Below are 21,006 nucleotides of genomic sequence, written 5' to 3' on the forward strand. Positions count from 1 at the left end.
TTGAAATTTACCAGATTGTGATTATGGCAATTATCGATTCTGCGTCGTTGACAAATGTAGAAGGAGACCGCGAGCTGACTTGATACGGGCCTAACAATCGCGCGCGCTCAGTTCCTATCGGAGAGCTACTTGAAACGGGAGGCTGCAACGAAAATTGCCGGGCGCAGTAAAGCATCAATGCGTTTCGGAAGGCTAAAAACTGGGAGTAGGCGGCTGATGATCACACTGCATTGCCAGGGAAACGGAGATAGACTTATGATGAGCATTCATCAGCAAATTAGTCCAATCCTAAGGAAAAATCGCATGTTGGTAAAAAGCGCAGCTACTCGCCATATCCCTAAGCCCCGTGAAAAATTCCTTGTTCACATTCGGAACATTAGTGTATTCAGACGCGATGGCCAACGCGCAGTCCACAAACCTCTGTTGACCTTATTGGCATTAGCCCGTTTCCAGAGCGGAGAGACAAAGCTTGTATTTCCTGAGATTGAGCAACAGCTTCAGACACTTATCTGGGAGTTTGGCACGACGGGTACCTCGAAGGCGCCGAACGCACACTACCCGTTCTGGTATTTGAAATCAGACGGCTTCTGGGCGGTCGAAGATCTTGACTCGCTGAGTACCCGTAAAGGGAAGTCCTCTGAGCCGTCCATCGCATCGATGCGGACGAATAGGGTTATTGCCGGGTTTAATGCTCAGACAGTAGAGCTTCTGGCTGACGATCCGGGGCTGTGCCACGAAGCTGCTCAGATCCTCTTGTCGAATGCGTTTCCTGACACACTTCACCTGGATGTACTGATAGCCGTAGGACTCGATGGCGATTTTGTGCTTCCTTCGACAAAGCGAGATCACCGCTTCCGGGAGGACGTCATGCGTGCGTATTCCTATACTTGTGTCGTGTGCGGCTACGACGGCCGCATCGGTAGAAATCCGGTAGGAATCGAAGCTGCGCATATCCGCTGGATAAATGTGGGCGGCCCGAACAAGGTGTGCAATGGCTTTTGCATGTGCTCGCTACATCACAAGCTCTTTGATAGCGGCGCTATTACAATTGATGCGGAAAACCTGACGATCATCGTAAGCAAATCGTTCAACGGTCTCGGGGAACCGGCCCAACTCTTGCAACAGCTCAACGGGAAGAAGATTTCGTTACCGGCATTGGCTGACGAGCATCCACATCGCGCGCATCTAGAGTGGCACTGGCGACAAGTATTTCGTAAAAATCAAGGTGCGATTATTACCGACAACGTTGCGTGAATCGAGATTGGCGGTTCGTTCGTGCAAAAAAACACAACGGTGCGGCCGGCCAGGCCTTCTTCTGAGTTTCCTTTGTGCCCACTTATCTGCGTCTTCCTCACTCCGCCATTCAGTTACCCGTACACGATGACCGAGCGATCGACGCGAGGTACGCGCGTGCCCGAAGCGTTCATCGTCATCCTGACGAATTGCCGCGCCGGCGTACTTGAATAGCTGACGTGGATCGGGCAGTCTTTGCCGTAAAAGTAGAGGCGATCGAAGGGCGTGTTGGCTGCGACCCAGATTGCCACTTCTTCCATGTCCTCGTCGGTAACGATGAAGTCGCAGGCGGCCCCTAGGCGTTCGCAAGTTGGTTTGCTGTGCCTATTCAGTTCATGCCCCGCATGCTGATCCAGGGCGGGAGCAATCCGCCCAGGTATCTCGCGTGCCAACTCGGCCGAACAGAAGCCATAGCTCAGCTCGATCATGCCGAAGTAATCGATGATGGGATCCAGAACATGGGCGGCCAGCTCGTACAAGGCGGTGTAGGTGTCGGCCTGCCGCGGCAGGTTTGATAAGCCGGTGCGCCGCTGCGTCTCGCCGCACTCGATGAAGTGGCGATACGTCAGGTGGCGTCCACACGCCGCATCCAGCGCGGGCGCGCTGCGGCTACGCACCAGGCGATACCCGTCGATCTCCCAGCGACGCGCGTCAAGGCTCGCGAAAAAGGCGGCCGCGCTTGGTTCCTCGGTCGCGACCGAGAGCAAACCCAAGCGTTCACACTCGGCCTCGAACTCGACTTGCTCTGGATAGTGAGCGCATTCCTCGTTGATAAAACGCGACTTGAAGTACAACAGGCGAGACGGATAGGCGATGCTGCCGTAGTCGAACAGGTCGAAGTCGAGTTCCCTGAGCTTGACCTTGACGCGCTGGCGCAGCCGTGGCACGGGACTGGCGTCGAAGTCCTCAAGTTTCAGAAGCGTTATTTTGCCCGAGCGGACGTGGATCTTGACGAGGTCGAAATCCGCGATGTCTCCCACCAGAACAGTCGCGCAGGCGATATAAATGCGCAGCAAGGCAGGCAGTTTGGGAACGAGCTGCGTGTGCAGTTGCAGCGAATGGCTGTCCTCTAGCCAGCCAAGACCGCGCGCACGCGCGTCAACGCAAGCCGCATGCAGGCGTTCGGGTTGATTTAACTCAAGCAACAAGCTTTTGGTGGCACTTTGCAGGGCCTGGTAATCGCCAAAATGGTAGCGGATGTCGCGCTGCAGACCGACGTCCAACTGACGATAGGGCTGGCGCTTGCGAAATAGCTTGAGCGCCGCGAATACAATTAGATCCTGGTACTTCTGGCGCGCCGCGCGCGCGCGTGGTTCGTCATCGAACTCGCTCGTCGCTATGCGGCACAGCTTCGCCCAGGCGCTTCCCGCACCGAGCTGCTCGACCAGGTCCGGCGCAAGTTCATCGGGCATTGGAGGCCGACCAAGCTCGACATGGGCTAGCCATAACGCATGCAGTTGCGATTGGTGGGCCGCAATAAAGGCCGCTTCGCGACTCGGGTTGGGTTCATGCACGCGGCGTTCCGTCGGCGCGCGTGCGACCTGTGCCATCCGCAACCACGTTCCCTGTAAAGCCTGGACCGCCCGCGCACTGTAGCGGCGCTGTAGAAAGCCCTGCTCGAGGCCCTTGTCCTTGAAAACGAAAAAGACACCGGGGCCCGCCGCGATGGCCGACTCATCGAGCACGAGTTCAATATAATCTCGCAGCTGCACCTGCGTGAAATATTTCTGGAAGGTGTTACGGGATGTGAGATAACCATCGCCATGTATCCGGCCATCCGGTGGCTGCTGACTTGCTAGCATGGCGGCGATGGCCAATACACCGTTCGCAAAGCGATAGGCTCCGCGCAGCGCCTCGACACGCTCGTCGCGGTCTTCGATCACGTTGATCACGAAACCCAGGTTGACCGTATCGGCCGTGCACACTACCGCCTCCGGGCGAAAGTGAGGGTCCCAGCCGCTCGCATCGATGCCATTGGCACACAAGGTGCGCACGTCGTCGCCCTTGCCGCACCCATAATCGAAAAATGTGCGCTCCGGGCTAATCAAACCATGGCGCCACAAGGCCTTTACCGGCGCGGACAGATTGGTGCGCGACAGGGCGGTCAAATGGCGTTGTATCGGTCCTCCTAGCACTGCCGTCGGGAAAACGTTCGAGTCGGCTTCGACATTAGCGATGGGGATGAACTCCGCGCCTCGCAAGGTATAGCCTTGCGTGGCAATGTGCGCGAGCCACTGCTCGCGAAAGCCGATGCGACTCAGATCGTCGAACAGACCGAGCGTTTCGGCGGTTAGCGTCAGTGCCATATACCCCGGAATGCGCGGGTCGTCGGGTGGAAGCAGTAATTCCTTGCGATGCAGGATCGGCGGATTGTGCGAGTCCGCATAATCGCGATAGACCACGGTACCGGTCTCGAGATTAATGCGCCAGCTCTTGTTCAATGTGGGAAAAGGGGCGGTGTCGAAATCCTCGTAGGCGAGCAACGACAATTGTTCGCCGAGCGCATGCATTTTGACGACATTGACGTGTTCACCCAGGTTCACGCGAGCAAGCGAGGCCGCGCGCTCGATGCGCTCACGCAGCGCCTGTGGCCAACGGCCAAGCACGGCGATGTGGCCATATACGTGATCTGCGACGCGCTTACCGACTGCCCCTTGCAACAGTTCTGGCATGCATCCCCCGCCGGCATCAATCCGGAATAGACGCGCTCGTCTACAGCCACGCCCTGTTGTGATGGACGCATCGATTGTAGCCGAACTTCGTACCGGGAGGCTGCTTGCGGTCGACTCATGCCGCGGCGGCACTGATCCGTCGATGCTGCTACATCATGCGGCGCAAGACCTCGCAAACATGCGGCCAATCGACGGCAGGCGTCAGGTGACACCACGATAAACGCAGAGCGCGCTCGATGCACTCGCGATCCAGTCCCATCGCCACCAACACGTGACTCGGTTCATAGCTCGTCGACGTGCACGCCGATCCGTTCGACAAGGCGAGCAATCCCTTCAACGTGACCATCGCCGCTTCCGAATTCAGGCCCGGCAGTGACACGTTCAGCACATGCGGCAGGCAGTGCTCCTGGTCGCCATTCAGTTGACCACCCAGTTGCGCCATAGCCGTCAGCACGTCGTCACGGAACTTCAAACAGGCCGCCTGGCGCTGCGCATGGTCGCGTAACGCTATGTGCGCCGCCATCCCGAACCCAACAATCAAATGCACCGCTTGCGTGCCGGGGCGCACGCCGCGCTCCTGGCCTCCGCCGAACATCAAGGGAGACAAGGGCGCACGCTGCCCGTTACGTCGGCGGCTGATCAGTGCGCCGATTCCCTTCGGGCCGAAGATCTTGTGGGCCGACACACTGATCATGTCAATACGCGAATTTTGCAAGGGCGTGACCAGCTTGCCAAAGGTCTGTGCCGCATCGACGTGGAGCCAGACCGCCTCTGACAGGCCGGCGGCGATGGCCTCCACCGGTTGCACGATGCCCGTCTCGTTGTTCGCGTGCATGACGCTGACCAAAAGAGTGTCTGGTCGCACCGCATCCAGCACTGCTTGCGCATCGACCCGACCCGATCGATCAGGGTGGATTAGCGTGACCTCGAAGCCCTGCTTCACCAGATGTTGCAGCGGCTCAAGCACGGCCTTGTGTTCGATAGCGGTAGTGACGATGTGGCGTCGCGTTGCGCCTACCGCACTGCGGGCCAAGCCGAGCAACACAATGTTGTTGCTTTCCGTGGCGCCACTCGTAAAAATGACATCGTCGCGCCGAGCGGCGGCAACCGTGGCGACCTCCTCCCGGGCACGCTCGACAGCTTGTTTTGCGCGCACGCCAAACTCATGGGTACGGCTGCCGGCGTTTCCGTACTCCTCTGCCAAGTACCTCATCATCACATCCAGTACCTCGGATTCAACAGGCGTAGTAGCACTACAATCAAGATATGTAGACATAGTTTGTGTGTTGGTGGGTTGGAGTTTGTGTTATAGTAGCACAAACAACAAGCTATATATCATGAACGGTGCCTTCGAATACGTTTTCCCGTCTATCAAAGGGATACAGTCGGGACACGAATACTTCGTGTCCATGTGTCCCCTTCGGTTAATTCCCAAAATCTTTTTATTCGACGACGACGAGCTTAATCCCGAACTCCGAGCCCAGCGAACACTGAATAAGGGGCGCGTACCGGAAATCGCTGAGTATATTTTAGGAAACTTACAAAGCTATACATTCTCAGCCATTACAGCGTCGATTGATGGTGATGTGCGTTTTGTTCCCGCGACCGGAACGACGCACGGCAGTCTGCTCGGAACGTTGCACGTCAACATGCAGTCGCGATTCATCATCAACGACGGCCAGCACCGGCGTGCGGCGATCGAGTTGGCGTTGAAATCGGAACCGAGATTGGGTGACGAGACAATCGCCGTCGTGTTCTTTGTTGATCGCGGCCTCGAGCGCTGTCAGCAAATGTTCGCGGATCTGAATCGCTATGCGATCCGGCCAAGCCGGTCGCTCGGCCTGTTGTACGACCATCGTGACCAACGTTCCCAACTCACTAAGCTCATCGTGTTGAAGTCCAAATTCTTTTGCGATATGGTCGAGATGGAGAGGAACACCCTGTCCGAGCGCTCTCGTAAATTGTTTACGTTGAGCGCCATCTATTCGGCGAACTCGGCCTTGTTGGACGGTATGGATACGTCGAATACGGACGAGACCGCCCAACTGTGCGCTGACTATTGGGACACGGTCAGTGCGCATATCGAGGAATGGCAACGCGTCAAGGAATCAGTCTTGAGCGCGGGCGACGTTAGGCGAGACTTCATCCATTCGCACTCGGTTGCCTTGCAGGCTATTGGCGCAGTAGGCAACCACGTACTACGCCAGCCGAAGACGCGCTGGAATGACATGCTCAAGCCACTGCGCACGCTGGACTGGTCACGTGCGAACGCGCATACCTGGGAAGGTCGAGCCATGGTTGCAGGCACTATTTCTAAGGCGTCGAACAACGTAGCACTGACAATCAATCAACTTAAGAAACATTTACATATTCCTTTAGGGCCGGATGAGCAGCGCACCGAGGATGCCTTCCTGCGAGGACAACATGGAAAGTAATAAATCGGCATCTACTTCGGCGTTTGCAGAATTGGGCTTCAAAGCCAGCATCAGTGAGCGGATGGAGATCGTGAAACAGTTGTACTTGAGCGATACCATTCCTTGGGTGATCGGGTATAGCGGCGGTAAGGACTCGACTGCGACGTTGCAGCTCGTGTGGAAAACCTTGCGTCAGCTTAGCCCTGAGCAGTTGCACAAGGATGTGTACGTGATCACGACCGACACCCTCGTGGAAAACCCGATTGTCGCGCAATGGGTGGCGCACTCCCTGGATGTCATGAGCGCAGCCGCTCGGGAGCAGGGTTTGCCAATTAAACCGCGCCGCTTGACACCTGAAGTCAAAGACCGTTTCTGGGTCAACCTAATTGGCAAGGGCTACCCTTCACCGCGCCCGAAATTCCGGTGGTGTACGAGCCGTTTGAAGATCAAACCATCCAACGATTTCATTAAGCAGCTTGAACAGCAAAACGGCGAAGCGATCGTCGTGTTGGGCACACGCGCGGCGGAGAGCTCGTCGCGCGCCGCTGCGCTTAAGCGTCATACGGGAACTACCCGCGAATGGCTCAATCGGAACGGTCAGCTCGAGCGCAGCTGGGTATTCGCTCCGATTCAGGATTGGACCAACGATGACGTCTGGTTGTATCTCATGCAGGAGAAGAACCCCTGGGGCTTCGACAACAACGAGCTTCTCGGCATGTACCAAGGTGCAACCGCGGACGGCGAGTGCCCTCTGGTCGTCGACTCGAGCACGCCGAGCTGCGGCGACAGCCGCTTCGGCTGCTATGTCTGCACGATGGTAGCGGAAGACAAATCGATGGAGGCGATGATCCAGAACGATGAGGAAAAGGATTGGATGTCGCCATTGTTGGAGTTCCGTAAAAAGTTCTTAAACTCTGAATTCCGCGAGGATCGAAAATTCCGCGAGTTTCGCCGCATGGATGGCCGTTTAACGCTCATGCAGGTCACCTACAAGATGGAGCAATGGGATGACGTGTGGGAAGGTGAGGATGGTAGACGTTTTCAGCTCGTCCATGGCCCTTACAAGCAATCTTACCGCGAACTCCTGCTGCTTGAGCTCCTGCGCACCCAAAAGCTAGTGTGTGAGAGAGCACCTGAAAATCTGAAATTTGACTTACTCGCCCTTGAAGATCTGGAAGAAATCCGACGTATCTGGGTGTCGGAAAAATACGAAATCGAAGACAGTGTGCCGCGCATCTACGAAGAAGTGATGGGTACACCCTATCCAGCTCCACGGATTGATGAAACACAGCTTTTCGACGCTCGGGATATCGAGCTCTTGCGTGAGATTACCGCGCAGGACGAGGATCCGGATCAGTTGCACTTTCACTTGGTTCGGAAGTTGCTCGCCGTTGAGAGCAAATACCAACATGCGGCACGGCGTGCGGGCCTGTTCGATGAGCTCAACAGCGTTCTGGAGTCGCATGCGTTCAATGGTGAGACCGAGGCGCTGGAATTCGCTGTCCATCGCTTCCTAAGTGCCGAAAAAGCCAACGAGTCTCCAGAAGTTCAGTTCGTCAGACCGATTGTACCGATCAAGCAAATTTTCGACGCTGATGCTGAGCTTACCGAGGAAGAGTAAAGAATGTTATTTCAAGAATTCGTCTTGCATAATTTTGGTATCTACAAAGGACGTCACGCGGTCGACCTGAATCCGGAGCCGGGCCGTCCCATTGTCTTGTTCGGTGCTCTCAACGGCTCCGGCAAGACGACCTTCCTGGACGGATTACAGCTCGTGTTGTACGGCAAGCATGCGCGTTGCGCAGGGCGCGGCAACATGGCTTATCCCGACTTCCTGCGCAGTACCATCAACCGCTTCGTTGCGCCGCAAGAAGGTGCTGGACTCGAGCTCGAGTTTATTCACTATCACGAAAAGTGGCACACCATTCGCGTAATCCGCACCTGGAATGGACGCCAGGAGACCACGCGCGAACGCCTGGAGGTCTACCGCAATGGTGTGCTCGATGCTGTCCTGTCCGAGCGCTGGAACGAATTCGTCGAGGATTTCATCCCCTCACAGATTTCGGAACTGTTTTTCTTCGACGGTGAAAAGATCGAAGCGCTGGCCGAGGAGCAGTCGGCCGCTGCCATCATCCGTACCGGCATCCACGCGCTGCTGGGCTTGGACGTGGTCGATCGACTCGCGGCCGACATCAAGATTGTTCAACGCCGTCGCCGTGTCGAGGAGCTCGACCTGGAGGCGCAGGCCCAGGTACGTACCAAGCTCGACGCGATGCAAGCGCTAAGCGAGCATGCGGATACCTTGACGGCGAAGATTCAGGAACAGGAAGAGAAGGTCAAGGGGCGTCGACGCGTGCTGCAGGTACTCGAGGAAGAGTACCGGCAGCAAGGTGGTGAATTGGCTGAGCAGACCGGCGCCATCGAAGCACAACTGAAAGTGGCGCAAGAGCAAAAGGACCTGCATGACGCCTATCTGCGCGACAAGCTCGCTGCTGGTCATGTTCCTCTACTGCTTGTGCAAGATTTATTGCGTAGCGCCCGCACGCAGCTGACCGCAGAAAGCGACGCGCAGTTGGCAAGTGCGATGCTGTCCGAGATCAGCGAACGCGACACCCGGGTACTTGTCATGCTCACGCACAGTGAGGTGAGCGAGACGGTACGCCAGGCCGTCGCCGAGCAACTGGAACGTGACCGTCAAGCGCGCGCCACGGCCGCGCAGGCACCAGCGTATCTGCATATGCGCGCCGATGCGCTTCAACCGTATACGGCTACCCAATTCGATGCCTTGCACTTCGACTTGAACGAAGCGCTGGAGCGTCAACAAATCGTTACCGAGCGGGTCAACGATCTCGAGCGCACGAAGGCTGCCTTGCCCAATCCCGAGTTGCTGGCACCGCTGCGCGAACGGCTCACGGAGCAGCGCCGACAATACGAGCAAGCGGTGGGCGCCGTCGGGCTGCTGAAGCAGCAGTACGAGGACTGTGTCAAAGCGAAAGAGCAGACCGAGCGCGAGCGTCAAAACCTGATGCTCGAATTGGCAGACCAGGATTTGAAGGACAAGACCAAAAAACGCGTGCTGCGTCACGCCGAGCGGGTCGAGGAAACCTTAAAGCGCTATCGCGACGCAGTACTGCAGCGCAACGTGAAACGCTTGTCCGACCTAATTCTGGAGAGTTTTCAGAAAATTACACGGAAGCAACACATGTTCGAGCGGATCGAGATCTCGCCAGAAACCTACCGATTGTCTTTGTTCGATCACGGTGGTAACCAGATACCGAGCCACCAGCTGTCGGCAGGTGAACGACAGCTGCTCGCGGTGTCGATCCTGTGGGGCTTGAGCCGCGCGTCGGGACGCTTGCTACCGGCCATCATCGATACCCCGTTGGGACGACTGGATGGCCATCACCGTAACAAGCTCGTCAAGAACTATTTTCCAAAGGCGAGCAACCAGGTCATCCTGCTGTCGACCGACCAGGAGATCGATGAGGATTTGTATGGCAAAATCAAGAGAGTCACCACGCGGGAATACCTGATCGAATACAACCAGCAACACCAAAGCTCCGAGATTCAACCGGGCTATTTCACGTTCGACGAGGCATTTTCATGATCATAGACGTCGTCCGCGTCTCCGAAAAGGCGAAGTACCAACTCCTAACGCTCAAGCGCCGCACCGGCATCCAGCAATGGAACGTGCTGTGCCGATGGGCGCTGCTGGTCTCACTGGCCGAGCGCGCCATCCCGCCACATGAAGAGATCGTCACCGGAAGCAATATCGAGATGAGCTGGAAGACCTTCGCCGGCACGCTCGACGACGCCATCACAGCCGTCGTACGCCAGCGCGCGCGCGAGGACCAGGTCACCGACGACCAGCTGCCGCAATTCTTCAAGATTCACCTGCACCGCGGGATTGCGTACTTGTTGAACGGCGCACAGGATCTGCGCGGACTGGTCTCGATGGCGTACGACACCGAGAAGGTGTCGATTGAGCGCGCCTAAAAAGCGTCTCGACCGACCTTTAACAGGCGACGCGCCTCATGGACCTGGCATGATGGGTAGCTGATCTGTCAGGTCTACCAGAGGCTGCCGGGCTCGATATCGTGTTCGGCTGTTGGATGGAAACAAGTTGTTTTACGTAGGTTCTACCAAAATCTGGCGCTCGATCGTCAAAAATTAGACGACCGGCGCCGCCGAGCAGTACCAGTACACCCCGCGCGACGAGTCGAGGCACTGCAATTTCGGCATCGACCTGATTAACGCGATCAAGATCAAAAACCAGCAGTTGTGGCCCGGGCCGTTCGCGATGAGATAATGGGCCTGTTCGTGCAAGCTATCTCGAGTACCGTCACGTTAAAGACACCATTTAAGCCAGACTCAAGCGACGCACCAGGCTGCGCTTGGGCCATTAGCTGCCGAAACGGCGCACCCGTGTCATAGGGGCACAAGTCCTTTGGTAGCTTACCCGTGCGAGATCGATCAACAGTGCATCCTAGAACTCGGCCAATTCCGGCGTTGTTAGCTTCCTTTTCAACAAATTCTCGACGAGTTCTTGCTGACGAGGTTGGCCAAATAATTACCGGTAGAGTGACGGGATCTGGAGAATCCCGTCGAGCTGGGGTATCTCGGAATTGAAAGGCATTGCAGGGACGATCCGCTCGATCTTCGCCGAGCCCATCGGGAAATGCCAGAACGGCACCAGGTCAGTCCTTGGATTCTTGCTTGTAGCGCGATCAAACAGCGTTGACCATACATCGCCGTGCTTTGGCAATCGCAAGGTCTTGCCATAGGTTTCGGCAACCCGCTGGCGCACGACCAGGGACTTGTAACGATTGATGCGTCCTTCGCGCTGCTTTAGGTCGATGGGGTTCGACGGAAGGTTCCAATGCACGATGCGCCGACAGTATCAGTGAAAGTCCAGCCATACGCGGCAAGCGGAGAGCGCCGACGCTGTGCCACCTGTCCAGTCAAGCATGATCTAGGGAACTGCCAGGAAGTAGCGCGCCCGGGCCAATGGCCGCCAGTTCACGCGAGCCGGATGGAACGATCTGCGCCATGGTCAGTACGGAGTCGCGTCCATCGTCATCCCCGGTTCAAGCGGCCGAGGCCAGACCATAGCTGGCCGCCATCCCGGCCACCGTATCGCGCATCCAATCGCGCAGGCGCGCCAGGCCTAGCATGGTCTCCTGGTCGCCGAACCCCAGCAGCCATCAGCGCAATTCCTTAGTATCGAGCACGGTCGCGCTGACGCGCACCGTGCCGGCGCCATCATGCACGATCTCTTGGTCGTCCGCCAACAGGCATTCCGACAAGTGTGCCGCCGCGCTGCTCGTAAACCGTCCCTCAATGCGAATCGTCTCGCTGCTCTCCGGATAGCCGAACGCGCCCGCCGCAATGTACGCTGAATCCCTCGGGGCGGTTGCACGCTTCATTGAGCATGGTCGCGGACTGCATGCGGTGCAGCGCCAACTGGCGCACGTCGGTGAAACTCCACATTGTGCAAACCAGGTAGATGACGGTGTCGCGGGTCACCACGCCCAGCGGATGCACCAAGTATTCCTTGGCCTCGGTCGCTTACCGCTGCAGGTAGCGAATTGCCACCTGGCCTTCCTGGAGCAGAGCGTCATAGAGCGTGGCATGGGCGCCGGGGTCGATCGGCGGCGACTGCAGGCGCAGCCCACGCGGTAACACGCGCACCTTGTCCGGCCAGCGCGTCACACCGTGATCGTTCGCCTCGAGGACTGCGGTCGCGGTGCGAAACCACGGCGCCAGGTAGCCCAGGGTCGACTCCGGCAACAAGGTGCTCAGATGGCGCTGGACCAGGTGAAAGGTCAAGGCCGCTTGCGGGTCGAGGGAGAGGCAGATGGAAAGGATCGGCCTCGGCTTGCCACGACCAGCCTTGCGGCCGCGCGTTCTCCGCGACCAGGGGCAGGGCGCACCACAAATCATTGAGATCGCGCTGGATCGACCGGATCGAGATCTCGTAACCGGCTCGCTCGAGTTGCTGCAGGAGCGCGTTGGTATCGATCTTGAGCGGCTGGCGCGGCATATGGCATAGCACCGCCATTACGCGTAACAAAGTGTTGGACATACTGTTGGATTCGAAAAGCAAACGACAAAAACTGTCGCGTTCTCATATTAAACTGGTAAATAGACATTGCCTTTGATCAACGGCTTCAATTACGATAACGATTCGATGGCATGATGTTAATAACCAACAAGTGACAATGCGTGAGTTTTTTGGAGGAAGTGAGCCATTACACTGTGTAATTGCCTCGGCGCATCCAATGTATCTGCGCATCGCTCGCCCTTCTCCCAGCTGTCGAGAGACCACAGCGTATCGGACAGCTAGCGCCGTCCACGAAGCGCCGCGGTCGATGGTCTCTCTGGACGATCGATGCGCTGTGCGAGCACATCACGCATGCGCATCGGCCGGGCCCTTGATCCAACATGGCGCCGCTAGGGCTTCAAGGCGTAAACACGCCGCGTGCGCGGTGCATACGGCAATCGCCAGCTTCGCGGTGGCCCCCCTCATTTTCGCTCAGCATCTGACAGGCTATGACCTCCATCACGTTTCGGGACGCGCTTTCCGTCCTTTCCAAGTCGTCCCCCTTCTCGGTCAAGACCGTGTCGACCCGCACTCCGGACGGCTTCGACGCGCTCAAGAACTGGCTCTACATCGAGCAGGACATTGAAAGAGATCTACGCGCGCGGCTTGCGCAGGCCCAGCCCGGTGACATGCTGTTTTTATGCGGCAGTAGCGGCGATGGAAAATCCGAGATCTTGACGCGGGCATATGCCGAGTACCACAACAAGGTGAAATTCCACTTGGATGCGACGCACAGCTTCCAGCCGAACCAGTCCGCGATCGAAGCGCTGGATCAGGTGTTCCGTACTGCGCTGGCGGAGCAAGAAATTCTGGTGGTCGGCATCAACATCGGCATGATCGGCAACTATGTACAGGAAGGGCACGCGGACCTGCTGCAAGTGCGCGAGGCCATGCGCGCCTTCCTCGAGAATGCCTCACCGCGCGCGTCCTATCACTTCTTCAACTTCGAGGATTATCCGAAGTTCAAGATGGAAAGTGGGGTGCCGGTGGCGCCTTTCGCTAAGAACATCATGCGCCGACTGACTGAAACGAGTGCGAACCCGTTTTACGCGGCGTTTACCCGGGACGACGTCCGCTATGGCGAGCCGCTGCTGTACGCGAACTTCCGCTTGCTGATGCTCGACGGCGTGCAAGACGCGATCATCGCCAACATCGCCAGGGCCCGTCTGGCCAAGGACCAGTTCGTAACGGCGCGTGGCCTGCTCGACTTGTTGCACCACCTGCTGACAGGACCCGGCTACCTGTTCGACAATCTGTTCTCCGGTGGGGACAACGAGCTGACCGCCCGAATCGCCGCCTTCGATCCCGCCTTGCTGCGCACACGTGAGCTCGACCAGCTGGTGTTGCGTTACGAGCTTGGCCTCCGCGAGCCGGAGCGCGACGCTTTTCTAGCCGAATTAGCGGCGTGGAACATCCGCTTCGGCGCCGATCATCCGCCTAGCGCCGCCTCCCTGATTCGTCTGCTGTACATCCTGCAGCGCGAGCAGGTCGGTAACAATTATCACCAGGCCTTCGGCAACAACTTTAATGACCGGGTGACTGTCGAGTATGCCGAGGTCTGGAAGATCCACGCGCAGTTCGATGGCAGCAACGAAGCCAGGACCACCTTGCAGCGGTTGTACCGACGTGTTCTGACCGCAGGCATCTTCCGCTATGCGAACCGGAACGCGCCCGAGCTGCGCACCGACGAAATCCTGCTCAGCGAATTCCACGGCGTCAAAATCGCTGGGTTGGCCGATCTCAGGCCGGATTACGCGGCGCTCCAGCAGCTGGCACCCAGGACACCGATCGCCCATTTCCATGTCGCGCTCAAGGTCGGAGACACATCGCTCAAGCCGATGCCGTTCAACATCAACTTGTTCGGCCTGCTGGTCCGCCTGAACGAGGGTTACCGCCCGAACAAATACGACAAGAACGCCATCGTTCTACTGGACGAGCTGGTCGAGCAGATCAAGGCCTTGGTCAAGCGGGACAACCGCCTGAAACTGTACAGGCAACAAGAACACATCTCCCTCAGATACGAAGACGGTACGATCGAAACCGTTGGAGAAATGTAATGTATCCAATCGCAAACGACCTTCAGATATCGGACAAGAATAAATCCCCGAACTACCTGCCCGTCCGTCAAAAAGGCAACGAGTTTTCATGGGCGTCGGTTACCGGGCTGGTGCTTGGTAACGTCCTCCAGCAGGGCTTGCAGGACTACAGCGTTGACGCGTTCCGCGACGAATGCCGTCAGACGTTCAAACAGCTGCTGAACGATCCCAAGATATGGGAATGGCTCGACCACATGTACTTTTCTAGCCATGCAGTGCTCCAGGCCTCGCCATTGTTCCTCCTGTTTAAGGCGCAAAAAGCCGCCCGCGAAGGCGACGAGGACGGCGCCGCCAACCAACGCATGAGCGACATGTTCGCTGGCCTATTGGGAGACTTCAAGCTGGGCGACAAGCCGAACGACAATCTGCATTTCCTGGAGCAAGTAATGCTCGATGTCCTCGTGCGCCATCTGGGTCCGCTCGCTGCTAAAAGCCGTCATCAGGATTGTCCGTATCTGCCTTTCTTGACCGAAGCCTTCCAGCGCGACATGCGATTTCTGGCGGCGCACCCGCAGTACCTAGTGGCCGAGCTGACCAACACCCTAAAGCTGTATGCGTTCAGCTACTGCTCACAGTTGTCGTTGTCGGTGCGCGCCTGGCGCCATGGGGCACCGCAACCCAAGGAGCTTTACTTCATTCTCGACGTCGAGAAGGCTTCCACCGAGCGCGACAAGATCCGCGAACACGGTTACCGCTTGCTGGCCTCCACATCGAAAGAGTTGTTTCCGTTGCTGTCAGCCAGTGAAGTGCTGCAATCCGAAGGCGCGCAACGACCGCTGTGGCAGATCTATTCGGACGCGCAGAATTACGCCGACCAGCAGGCATTGATCGACGACCTCAACCGCTATATCGGCCAGTTCGCGCTCAGCCGCCAACTCGAGGCGCCCGCGCCGGCCGCTACCCTGGAAGATGTGTTCAAGCAGTTTGTGATCCTTGCCATCCGCCAGTTCGATCCTGGCAAAAGCGAGCGTCACAGTGTCAACCAGCGCTACGTGCGCGAATTGGAAAAGAAAGTGTTCGCCGGTTTCATCCAGTTCCGCGGACGTGCCGGCAACATCCTGGCATTGAACCAGGACCAACTGTTGTTATTGACCAATCTCGCGATTGGCCATTACGACAAGCTGCGCTTCTTTGAATTGCTGCGCGAATTCCAGCAGCGTGGTTTCTTTTTTGATAATCAAAGTCAACAAGTGCTCATCGAGTTCTTCGAGCGCATGGGCAATGTTGAGCGAATGAGCGATAGTGGAGAGGCTGTATATGTCCGCAAAACCGTTTGAGAGCTACCTGGTCGATGTGTTCATCGAGTGGGCCATCGGTAAGGCCAAGCCCGGCGTCAGGTACCAGTTTCAGTCTCCCGACCACAACAACGCGAGCAAGTTGCAGGACGCCTATCTGGCGCGCATGACCGGTACCATCGAATACAAAGGGGTGGAGCTCCCATTTGTTACCTGCGGCGCCACCAAGCTGCTCCCGGTCTTGCATGGCGAGAACGGCAAAGGCTTTTCCGAAAACTATATCTCGCATTTGCGCGACTGCGTAGCGGGTCGGACCGCTGTCTTTGCTGACTGCGCTTTGCTGATCATCCACAACAGCAAGCTCGACACCATCATCAACAGCGCGGAAGACCTCGCCGCTGAAAGGCGGGCCTGGCACCCGCAAGTGCTGGTGCGACGTCTAAGAGTGCTTGCGCTGGACCACCCAGGCAACCGCAACCTGCTCGCTTGTCTGCTCGAGGACCAGCTGAAATTCGTGGTCAACGAGGGCGCCACGGTGTTCGGTTTCGCGCCGCTGTACCAGGCGATCGCCGAGGGCGAGATCCAGCTGAGCAAGCTCGGCTTGTTTGACGATCCACTGATGGTGTCGCTCAACAATCCGGCGCAGATTCGCAAGCGTCTGGAAGACAACCGCGAACTGCGTCGGCAGATTGAGTCCGTCACCGAAAACTTCGCGGACCAGGTCGAGGACAAACTCCGCGAACAATTCGGTCCGAAGTTCATTCGCGACCACTTCGTCGAAAGCCAGGATTGGAAGACCCTGCACTATGGCGACTTCAAACAGGAACTCGATACTAATCGCATCCAGTCGCTGACGCTGGAAGAAGTTGGCAACCCCAACGGCAAGCTGATCGATCGCGCCAAGAGCGGGACCAAGGCTGGCCGCAAAGATTTGAGTGTGCTGCTCGAAGTGCCGCCGGAAGCCGACGAGGGACGCTTCGAGATCACTTTCCTGGCGCCCGACGTTACCTTGTCGGAGTTGAACGTGTTGCAGAGTTCGATCGACAAGGATTCCATCAGTCTGAAGGTCGGGCACGCGGGCGGCAAGCGCAGCCGCGTGCATGTGCGTGCGCCGTTCACGGGCGAGCCCCTGTTTTTCACGCTGACGCTGAGCCGCCGCGCGCGCGCCGAAAACCACCAGTTCCGCTGCCTGTTCCTGCGTCAAGGCATGTTCTTCGTCGACGGTTTTAAGAACCACTTCCGGATCGAACCAAGCGCCAAGCGCGTCACGCTGCAGATGGAAGCGAACCATCTCGCCATTGCCGAGGTCGAGGGGGCGAGCTTCACATCGGAAGAGCCGCAGGACGTGATCGACAACACGGCGTATGTGAGCGTGGATTTCTCGCGGCAGGCGAACGCATCCGAGAAAATCGGGTTCCATGTCGCGCACGGCGATCAACGGCTCAGCTTCAACATCGAAGGTGCGGCGGCCGAGGAATCGGTCACGGTACCCCTGATCCACGACCGTGACCGTTATGACCGCTTGTTCCACGACGACGACTATCGCGCCGAATTCGGCGCCAACGGCAACCGTTTGGTCATCGATAACCGCGAGTCGGTCGTGGCCGGCGTGCGCCAGCTGTTGCTGACACGCGAAGCCACGATGGTCGCGCAACGGGTGTTGTTCCAATCGAGCGCAGATACTGTTCTCGTCGAAGACCTACGCGCGATCGACGTCGACCTGCACGCCGCCTACGACGCCTGGTACGCCTACCTGAGCACATACGGCACCACACCGAGTCTGGTGTCGTGGGGCCCGCAGTATCGCCAGCTCACGGCTGCGGTCACGCAAGCCTATGAACGCGTTTTGTCGAATATTCCGCGCGACAGCGTGCTGAGCGACGCCTATAAATGCTTGCTGTGCGTCGGCCTGGTCGAACACGACGGCAAGGAATTCATTACGCCGTTCCACCCGTTGAACCTATCGTATCACCTGCAATTGGTCGGGACCATCGTCGCCGACCGCAACGCCGGCCACGACAGCTTTGCGAGGCTGCCGGACGTGACCCGGGAGCGTTTGACGGCGGCTGGACTGATCCCCTTCATCTACGATGGCGCCAACACGGTCGCGCACGTCAGCGCGATGCGCGAGAACGCGTTCTGGTTGGAGCTCATCCCGCAAAAGGAATCGAATTTTACGTACGTGCGCAATCTGGTGCGCGACAAGCTGTCTGAATTCACCCAGGCGTACGCCCGACTGTTCAGCACCGGTCCGCGTAGCACCTTGATCCTCAACGTCATCAACATGGGACCCGCGCGCGAGCTGTTCCTGGGGCTGACCGACTATTTCAAGAAGCATCGTGACGACACCTGCGCGATCCACGTGAACTGCTACGACGATCGGATCCTATTCAACGAGTTCGACGGGTTCGCCGAGTGCGTGTCCTCGCAAGCATTGCGTGACACCTATCAGCTCGGTCGTGGCGGTGTGCACGACGACGCCGATCTGTTGATCGACTTGATCCGGAGTCGGCTGACGTATAGCAAATTCAAGACGCCGAAAGAAGAAGAGCAACTAGAATACGCGCACCTGGCCTTCTTCCGCAACAACGCCCCGGTCGACGTGCGTCCGGTGACTGTCGAAAATGCGCTGAGTGGCGTACTGTGCGATGGCTTGATCGCTGGTGAATCGGCCGAGAACATCGAGAACGCCTACTTCTCTCGTTTTGGCTTGCGCAACGTCGATTACGAACCCTACCAGCCGCTGCGCCTGGCGCGTCTGATCGGAACCTTGATGCGGCCGGCGCGCGAAACCAACAGTCCCTATGTGGGCATGGGTGTCGGGCTGGCCGCCAGCACCGAGTTTAGGGACTTGCTGACCCGCTCGTACGACAGCGCGTTGTGGACCACGATTGTCGACCCGAAGGTCACGCTCAATTTCTTCACCTCCCAGCGCGACGTGGTGTTGATCCACTACTCGGACCAGTACACTAGCTCGGCGGGTTACGACGCGATCACCGTGACCAAGCAGGTCGACCTGTTCCGTCGCTTGCTCGGGAAGGAAAGCCTGCTGTCTGAATTCAACGCTTTCAATGGCGAGTGGCTGCTCAAGATGCTGACCGCCAATGAGAACACGCGCAAGGAGCGGCGCGGCATTATCGGCGCCTACAAGTTTGTCCGATCGCTGCTGATGGATTCGGACATCACCTGGGTGCCGTTGTCGGTTGCCGAGATGATTCGGGTCTCGGGCAACGTCGGCCTCAAGATGAGCGAAAGCGATTTCTCGCGCAACCTGCAGGGGTATACGCGTGGGGCGATTTCCGACGACGTGCTGTTCGTTGGCTTCCGGGGCGAGCACATGTATCTGCTGCCGCTCGAGGTCAAGACCGGCGCCCGTCCGAACTATGACAAGGCAGTGGAACAAGCGCGCGAGCTCAAGCGCTATTTGCGCGACGAGATCCTCGGCCCTGACACCATGGTCGGCAAGCTGTACCGAGGCCTGTTCGTGCGCCAGGTCTTGATGCAAGTCGAGAAATACCGACTGTATGGCATCGTTGCCGACTCCGACCTGGAGCACCTGACGTCGCGTCGTGAGTGGTGGCTCAAGGGTGACTTTTGCCTGGCAGAGTTGAACGATTACCCAGCCGGCGTCGTGCTGTCGCACCTCGACAATGAAACCTGCTTCGATTCGTCTTACCGCATGGAACAGAACATGTTGCTGATCGATCTGCCGATCGGCTTGCTGGATTCGCTCATCGATGCGGCCAGCGCCGATCAGGTCCGCGCCTTGCGCGTGCAGTGTCACGTACCGGCAGAATACCTGTTGACTGATGCGTTTTCTGCAGGTGACTGCACAGCGGTCACCGTCGAATCGGCACAGACTATGGTGCCGGCGGTCGAGGCCCCCGACGTCGTTGATGAAGCACCTGCGGTCCCCGTCAACAACGCAGGTGGCAAATTGCGCATTCGCGTGGGGGAGAGCGTCACCACGCAACAAGCGCTGTACTGGGAACCGACCAACACGGCCCGCTTCATGAACAGCAATTCGGGCATCATCGGTACCATGGGCACTGGTAAGACGCAGTTCACCAAATCGGTGGTCACGCAGCTGGTGTGTAACCAAGCCCAGAACGTCAACGCGGCCCCGATTGGGATGCTGATCTTCGACTACAAGTCGGACTACGTCGACGACGCTTTTATTCAGGCGACCAGTGCGAAGAAGTATCAGCTCAGCAAGTTGCCCTATAACCCGTTGAGCTTGTTTGGCGACACGCCGATGCTACCGCTACATACTGCGGCCGGCTTTGCCGAGACGATGGCGCGCGCCTATGGTCTAGGGGCGAAGCAGCAACTGAAACTCGAGAATCTGATCATCGAATGCTATGCCAGCGCCGGCATCCACCCTGAAGACAGGTCGAGCTGGTCGAAGGCGGCGCCGACGATCGAGGATGTCTGGCGGCTGTTCCTCAGCCAGGAAAAGGTCGACGAGGACTCCCTGTACGCCGCGCTATCGAAACTCGCGCGCTTCAAGATTTTCGAGCCCGACGCGGCCAAGACCGGCAGCCTGTACGACCTTGTCTCCGGTGTGACCGTCGTCGAGCTGGCAGGCTACCCGTCCGAGATCCAGAACCTCGTGGTCGCGTTGACGTTGGACTTGTTCTATGCGCAGATGCAAAAGCGTGGCAAGCCCCAGGTAGTTGGCGACTTCCGCCAGATCACGAAGATGATCCTGGTCGACGAAGCCGACAACTTCATGTCGCAGAACTTCCCGGCGCTGCGCCGCATCCTGAAGGAGGGTCGCGAATATGGCGTCGGCGTCGTCCTGTCGACCCAGGATATCACGCATTTCAAGACAGCCGAGAACGACTACTCGTCCTACATCCTGAGTTGGGTGGTGCACCGTGTTTCGCAGATCAAGAATGCGGACGTGAAGGCGATCTTCAACAAGGATGACAAGGCCGATCAGGAGCAGCTGATGGAAGCCATCCGCAGACTCGAGAAACACTACAGCTTGTTTATAGATGGCGAGAAGCGTATTCAGAAGATGCGTGACAGCACGTTCTGGGAGCTTGTGCAGTAAGGCCGACGTCGAGCCGCAGCAACTTCATCTCGGGGGGCGGACGTGTTCCAGGCCTAGAGATGCCGAACCTCATGGCGGATCAGCGGCATGCTCGGGACCTCAGCCCAGCTCCGCTAACGCCTTGCATTTGCGTT

Annotated in this window: 14 protein-coding genes and 2 pseudogenes; 10 read left to right on the plus strand and 6 right to left on the minus strand. The window is 57.8% G+C overall.

Annotation, left to right across the window (positions count from 1 at the left end; genetic code table 11):
* Nucleotides 1-255 precede the first annotated feature (255 nt).
* Nucleotides 256-1,254 (plus strand): phosphorothioated DNA-binding restriction endonuclease, encoded by a 999-nt coding sequence (locus tag SOM61_RS22310; RefSeq protein WP_320476109.1) that lies wholly within the window; start codon nucleotides 256-258, stop codon nucleotides 1,252-1,254.
* 113 nt (nucleotides 1,255-1,367) lie between these two features.
* Here SOM61_RS22310 and SOM61_RS22315 read toward each other — a convergent pair whose 3' ends face one another.
* Together SOM61_RS22315 and dndA are read right to left on the minus strand one after the other, a co-directional pair.
* On the minus strand, nucleotides 1,368-3,965 hold the full coding sequence (locus tag SOM61_RS22315; protein ID WP_320476110.1) for a DNA phosphorothioation-associated putative methyltransferase: 2,598 nt from the start codon (nucleotides 3,963-3,965) through the stop codon (nucleotides 1,368-1,370).
* A 148-nt stretch (nucleotides 3,966-4,113) separates the two neighbouring features.
* Nucleotides 4,114-5,241 carry a cysteine desulfurase DndA gene (gene dndA, locus SOM61_RS22320; protein WP_320476111.1) on the minus strand — a complete coding sequence of 376 codons (1,128 nt, stop codon included), beginning with the start codon at nucleotides 5,239-5,241 and terminating at the stop codon, nucleotides 4,114-4,116.
* A gap of 61 nt (nucleotides 5,242-5,302) precedes the next feature.
* On the opposite strand from dndA, the gene dndB reads away from it, so the two are divergent.
* The 5 genes and pseudogenes from dndB to SOM61_RS26505 all read left to right on the plus strand — a co-directional run.
* On the plus strand, nucleotides 5,303-6,400 hold the full coding sequence (gene dndB, locus SOM61_RS22325; RefSeq protein ID WP_320476112.1) for a DNA sulfur modification protein DndB: 1,098 nt from the start codon (nucleotides 5,303-5,305) through the stop codon (nucleotides 6,398-6,400).
* Nucleotides 6,390-8,000 (plus strand): DNA phosphorothioation system sulfurtransferase DndC, encoded by a 1,611-nt coding sequence (gene dndC / locus SOM61_RS22330; RefSeq protein WP_320476113.1) that lies wholly within the window; start codon nucleotides 6,390-6,392, stop codon nucleotides 7,998-8,000. The genes dndB and dndC overlap by 11 nt, the downstream gene beginning before the upstream one ends.
* 3 nt (nucleotides 8,001-8,003) lie before the next feature.
* Complete coding sequence (dndD, locus tag SOM61_RS22335; protein ID WP_320476114.1) at nucleotides 8,004-9,986, plus strand: DNA sulfur modification protein DndD; 1,983 nt, start codon at nucleotides 8,004-8,006, stop codon at nucleotides 9,984-9,986.
* Nucleotides 9,983-10,375 carry a DNA sulfur modification protein DndE gene (dndE, locus tag SOM61_RS22340; RefSeq protein ID WP_320476115.1) on the plus strand — a complete coding sequence of 131 codons (393 nt, stop codon included), beginning with the start codon at nucleotides 9,983-9,985 and terminating at the stop codon, nucleotides 10,373-10,375. Before dndD ends, dndE begins: the two co-directional genes overlap by 4 nt.
* Nucleotides 10,376-10,473: 98 nt before the next feature.
* Nucleotides 10,474-10,676 (plus strand): annotated as a pseudogene (locus tag SOM61_RS26505) (ribonucleotide-diphosphate reductase subunit beta); the annotation flags it as partial.
* A 273-nt stretch (nucleotides 10,677-10,949) separates the two neighbouring features.
* Here SOM61_RS26505 and SOM61_RS22345 read toward each other — a convergent pair.
* The 4 genes and pseudogenes from SOM61_RS22345 to SOM61_RS22355 all read right to left on the minus strand — a co-directional run bounded on the left by SOM61_RS22345 (nucleotide 10,950) and on the right by SOM61_RS22355 (nucleotide 12,208).
* Complete coding sequence (locus SOM61_RS22345) at nucleotides 10,950-11,264, minus strand: hypothetical protein (protein WP_320476116.1); 315 nt, start codon at nucleotides 11,262-11,264, stop codon at nucleotides 10,950-10,952.
* Between the two features lie 319 nt (nucleotides 11,265-11,583).
* The gene (locus SOM61_RS22350; RefSeq protein WP_320476117.1) at nucleotides 11,584-11,805 is read right to left on the minus strand and encodes a hypothetical protein; all 222 of its coding nucleotides are present in this window, start codon (nucleotides 11,803-11,805) and stop codon (nucleotides 11,584-11,586) included.
* Nucleotides 11,717-11,929, minus strand: a pseudogene (locus tag SOM61_RS26510) (WYL domain-containing protein); the annotation flags it as partial. The gene SOM61_RS22350 and the pseudogene SOM61_RS26510, both read right to left, overlap by 89 nt.
* 18 nt (nucleotides 11,930-11,947) lie before the next feature.
* Nucleotides 11,948-12,208 carry a hypothetical protein gene (locus tag SOM61_RS22355; protein ID WP_320476118.1) on the minus strand — a complete coding sequence of 87 codons (261 nt, stop codon included), beginning with the start codon at nucleotides 12,206-12,208 and terminating at the stop codon, nucleotides 11,948-11,950.
* Nucleotides 12,209-12,236: 28 nt separating this feature from the next.
* Between SOM61_RS22355 and SOM61_RS22360 the strand changes: the two genes are divergently transcribed.
* The 4 genes from SOM61_RS22360 (at nucleotide 12,237) to dptH (ending at nucleotide 20,872) form a co-directional block, all read left to right on the plus strand.
* Nucleotides 12,237-12,431 (plus strand): hypothetical protein, encoded by a 195-nt coding sequence (locus tag SOM61_RS22360; RefSeq protein WP_320476119.1) that lies wholly within the window; start codon nucleotides 12,237-12,239, stop codon nucleotides 12,429-12,431.
* A gap of 500 nt (nucleotides 12,432-12,931) precedes the next feature.
* A complete protein-coding gene (gene dptF, locus SOM61_RS22365) occupies nucleotides 12,932-14,539 on the plus strand; it encodes a DNA phosphorothioation-dependent restriction protein DptF (RefSeq protein ID WP_320476120.1) in 1,608 nt (535 codons plus the stop codon).
* Nucleotides 14,539-15,855, plus strand: a complete 1,317-nt coding sequence (gene dptG / locus SOM61_RS22370) for a DNA phosphorothioation-dependent restriction protein DptG (protein ID WP_320476121.1) — start codon at nucleotides 14,539-14,541, stop codon at nucleotides 15,853-15,855. Before dptF ends, dptG begins: the two co-directional genes overlap by 1 nt.
* Nucleotides 15,836-20,872, plus strand: a complete 5,037-nt coding sequence (dptH, locus tag SOM61_RS22375; RefSeq protein ID WP_320476122.1) for a DNA phosphorothioation-dependent restriction protein DptH — start codon at nucleotides 15,836-15,838, stop codon at nucleotides 20,870-20,872. Before dptG ends, dptH begins: the two co-directional genes overlap by 20 nt.
* Nucleotides 20,873-21,006: the final 134 nt, after the last annotated feature.

It is taken from the genome of Massilia sp. CFBP9012 (assembly GCF_034045115.1).
In the GTDB taxonomy this organism is placed as follows: Bacteria; Pseudomonadota; Gammaproteobacteria; order Burkholderiales; family Burkholderiaceae_D; genus Telluria.

What these genes read in the sequence shown, in the direction of transcription:
- SOM61_RS22310 (WP_320476109.1), top strand. Translation starts at nt 256, where the DNA reads ATGATGAGCATTCATCAGCAAATTAGTCCAATCCTAAGGAAAAATCGC.
- SOM61_RS22315 (WP_320476110.1), bottom strand. Translation starts at nt 3,965, where the DNA reads ATGCCAGAACTGTTGCAAGGGGCAGTCGGTAAGCGCGTCGCAGATCAC.
- dndA (WP_320476111.1), bottom strand. Translation starts at nt 5,241, where the DNA reads ATGTCTACATATCTTGATTGTAGTGCTACTACGCCTGTTGAATCCGAG.
- dndB (WP_320476112.1), top strand. Translation starts at nt 5,303, where the DNA reads ATGAACGGTGCCTTCGAATACGTTTTCCCGTCTATCAAAGGGATACAG.
- dndC (WP_320476113.1), top strand. Translation starts at nt 6,390, where the DNA reads ATGGAAAGTAATAAATCGGCATCTACTTCGGCGTTTGCAGAATTGGGC.
- dndD (WP_320476114.1), top strand. Translation starts at nt 8,004, where the DNA reads ATGTTATTTCAAGAATTCGTCTTGCATAATTTTGGTATCTACAAAGGA.
- dndE (WP_320476115.1), top strand. Translation starts at nt 9,983, where the DNA reads ATGATCATAGACGTCGTCCGCGTCTCCGAAAAGGCGAAGTACCAACTC.
- SOM61_RS22350 (WP_320476117.1), bottom strand. Translation starts at nt 11,805, where the DNA reads ATGAAGCGTGCAACCGCCCCGAGGGATTCAGCGTACATTGCGGCGGGC.
- SOM61_RS22360 (WP_320476119.1), top strand. Translation starts at nt 12,237, where the DNA reads ATGGAAAGGATCGGCCTCGGCTTGCCACGACCAGCCTTGCGGCCGCGC.
- dptF (WP_320476120.1), top strand. Translation starts at nt 12,932, where the DNA reads ATGACCTCCATCACGTTTCGGGACGCGCTTTCCGTCCTTTCCAAGTCG.
- dptG (WP_320476121.1), top strand. Translation starts at nt 14,539, where the DNA reads ATGTATCCAATCGCAAACGACCTTCAGATATCGGACAAGAATAAATCC.
- dptH (WP_320476122.1), top strand. Translation starts at nt 15,836, where the DNA reads ATGTCCGCAAAACCGTTTGAGAGCTACCTGGTCGATGTGTTCATCGAG.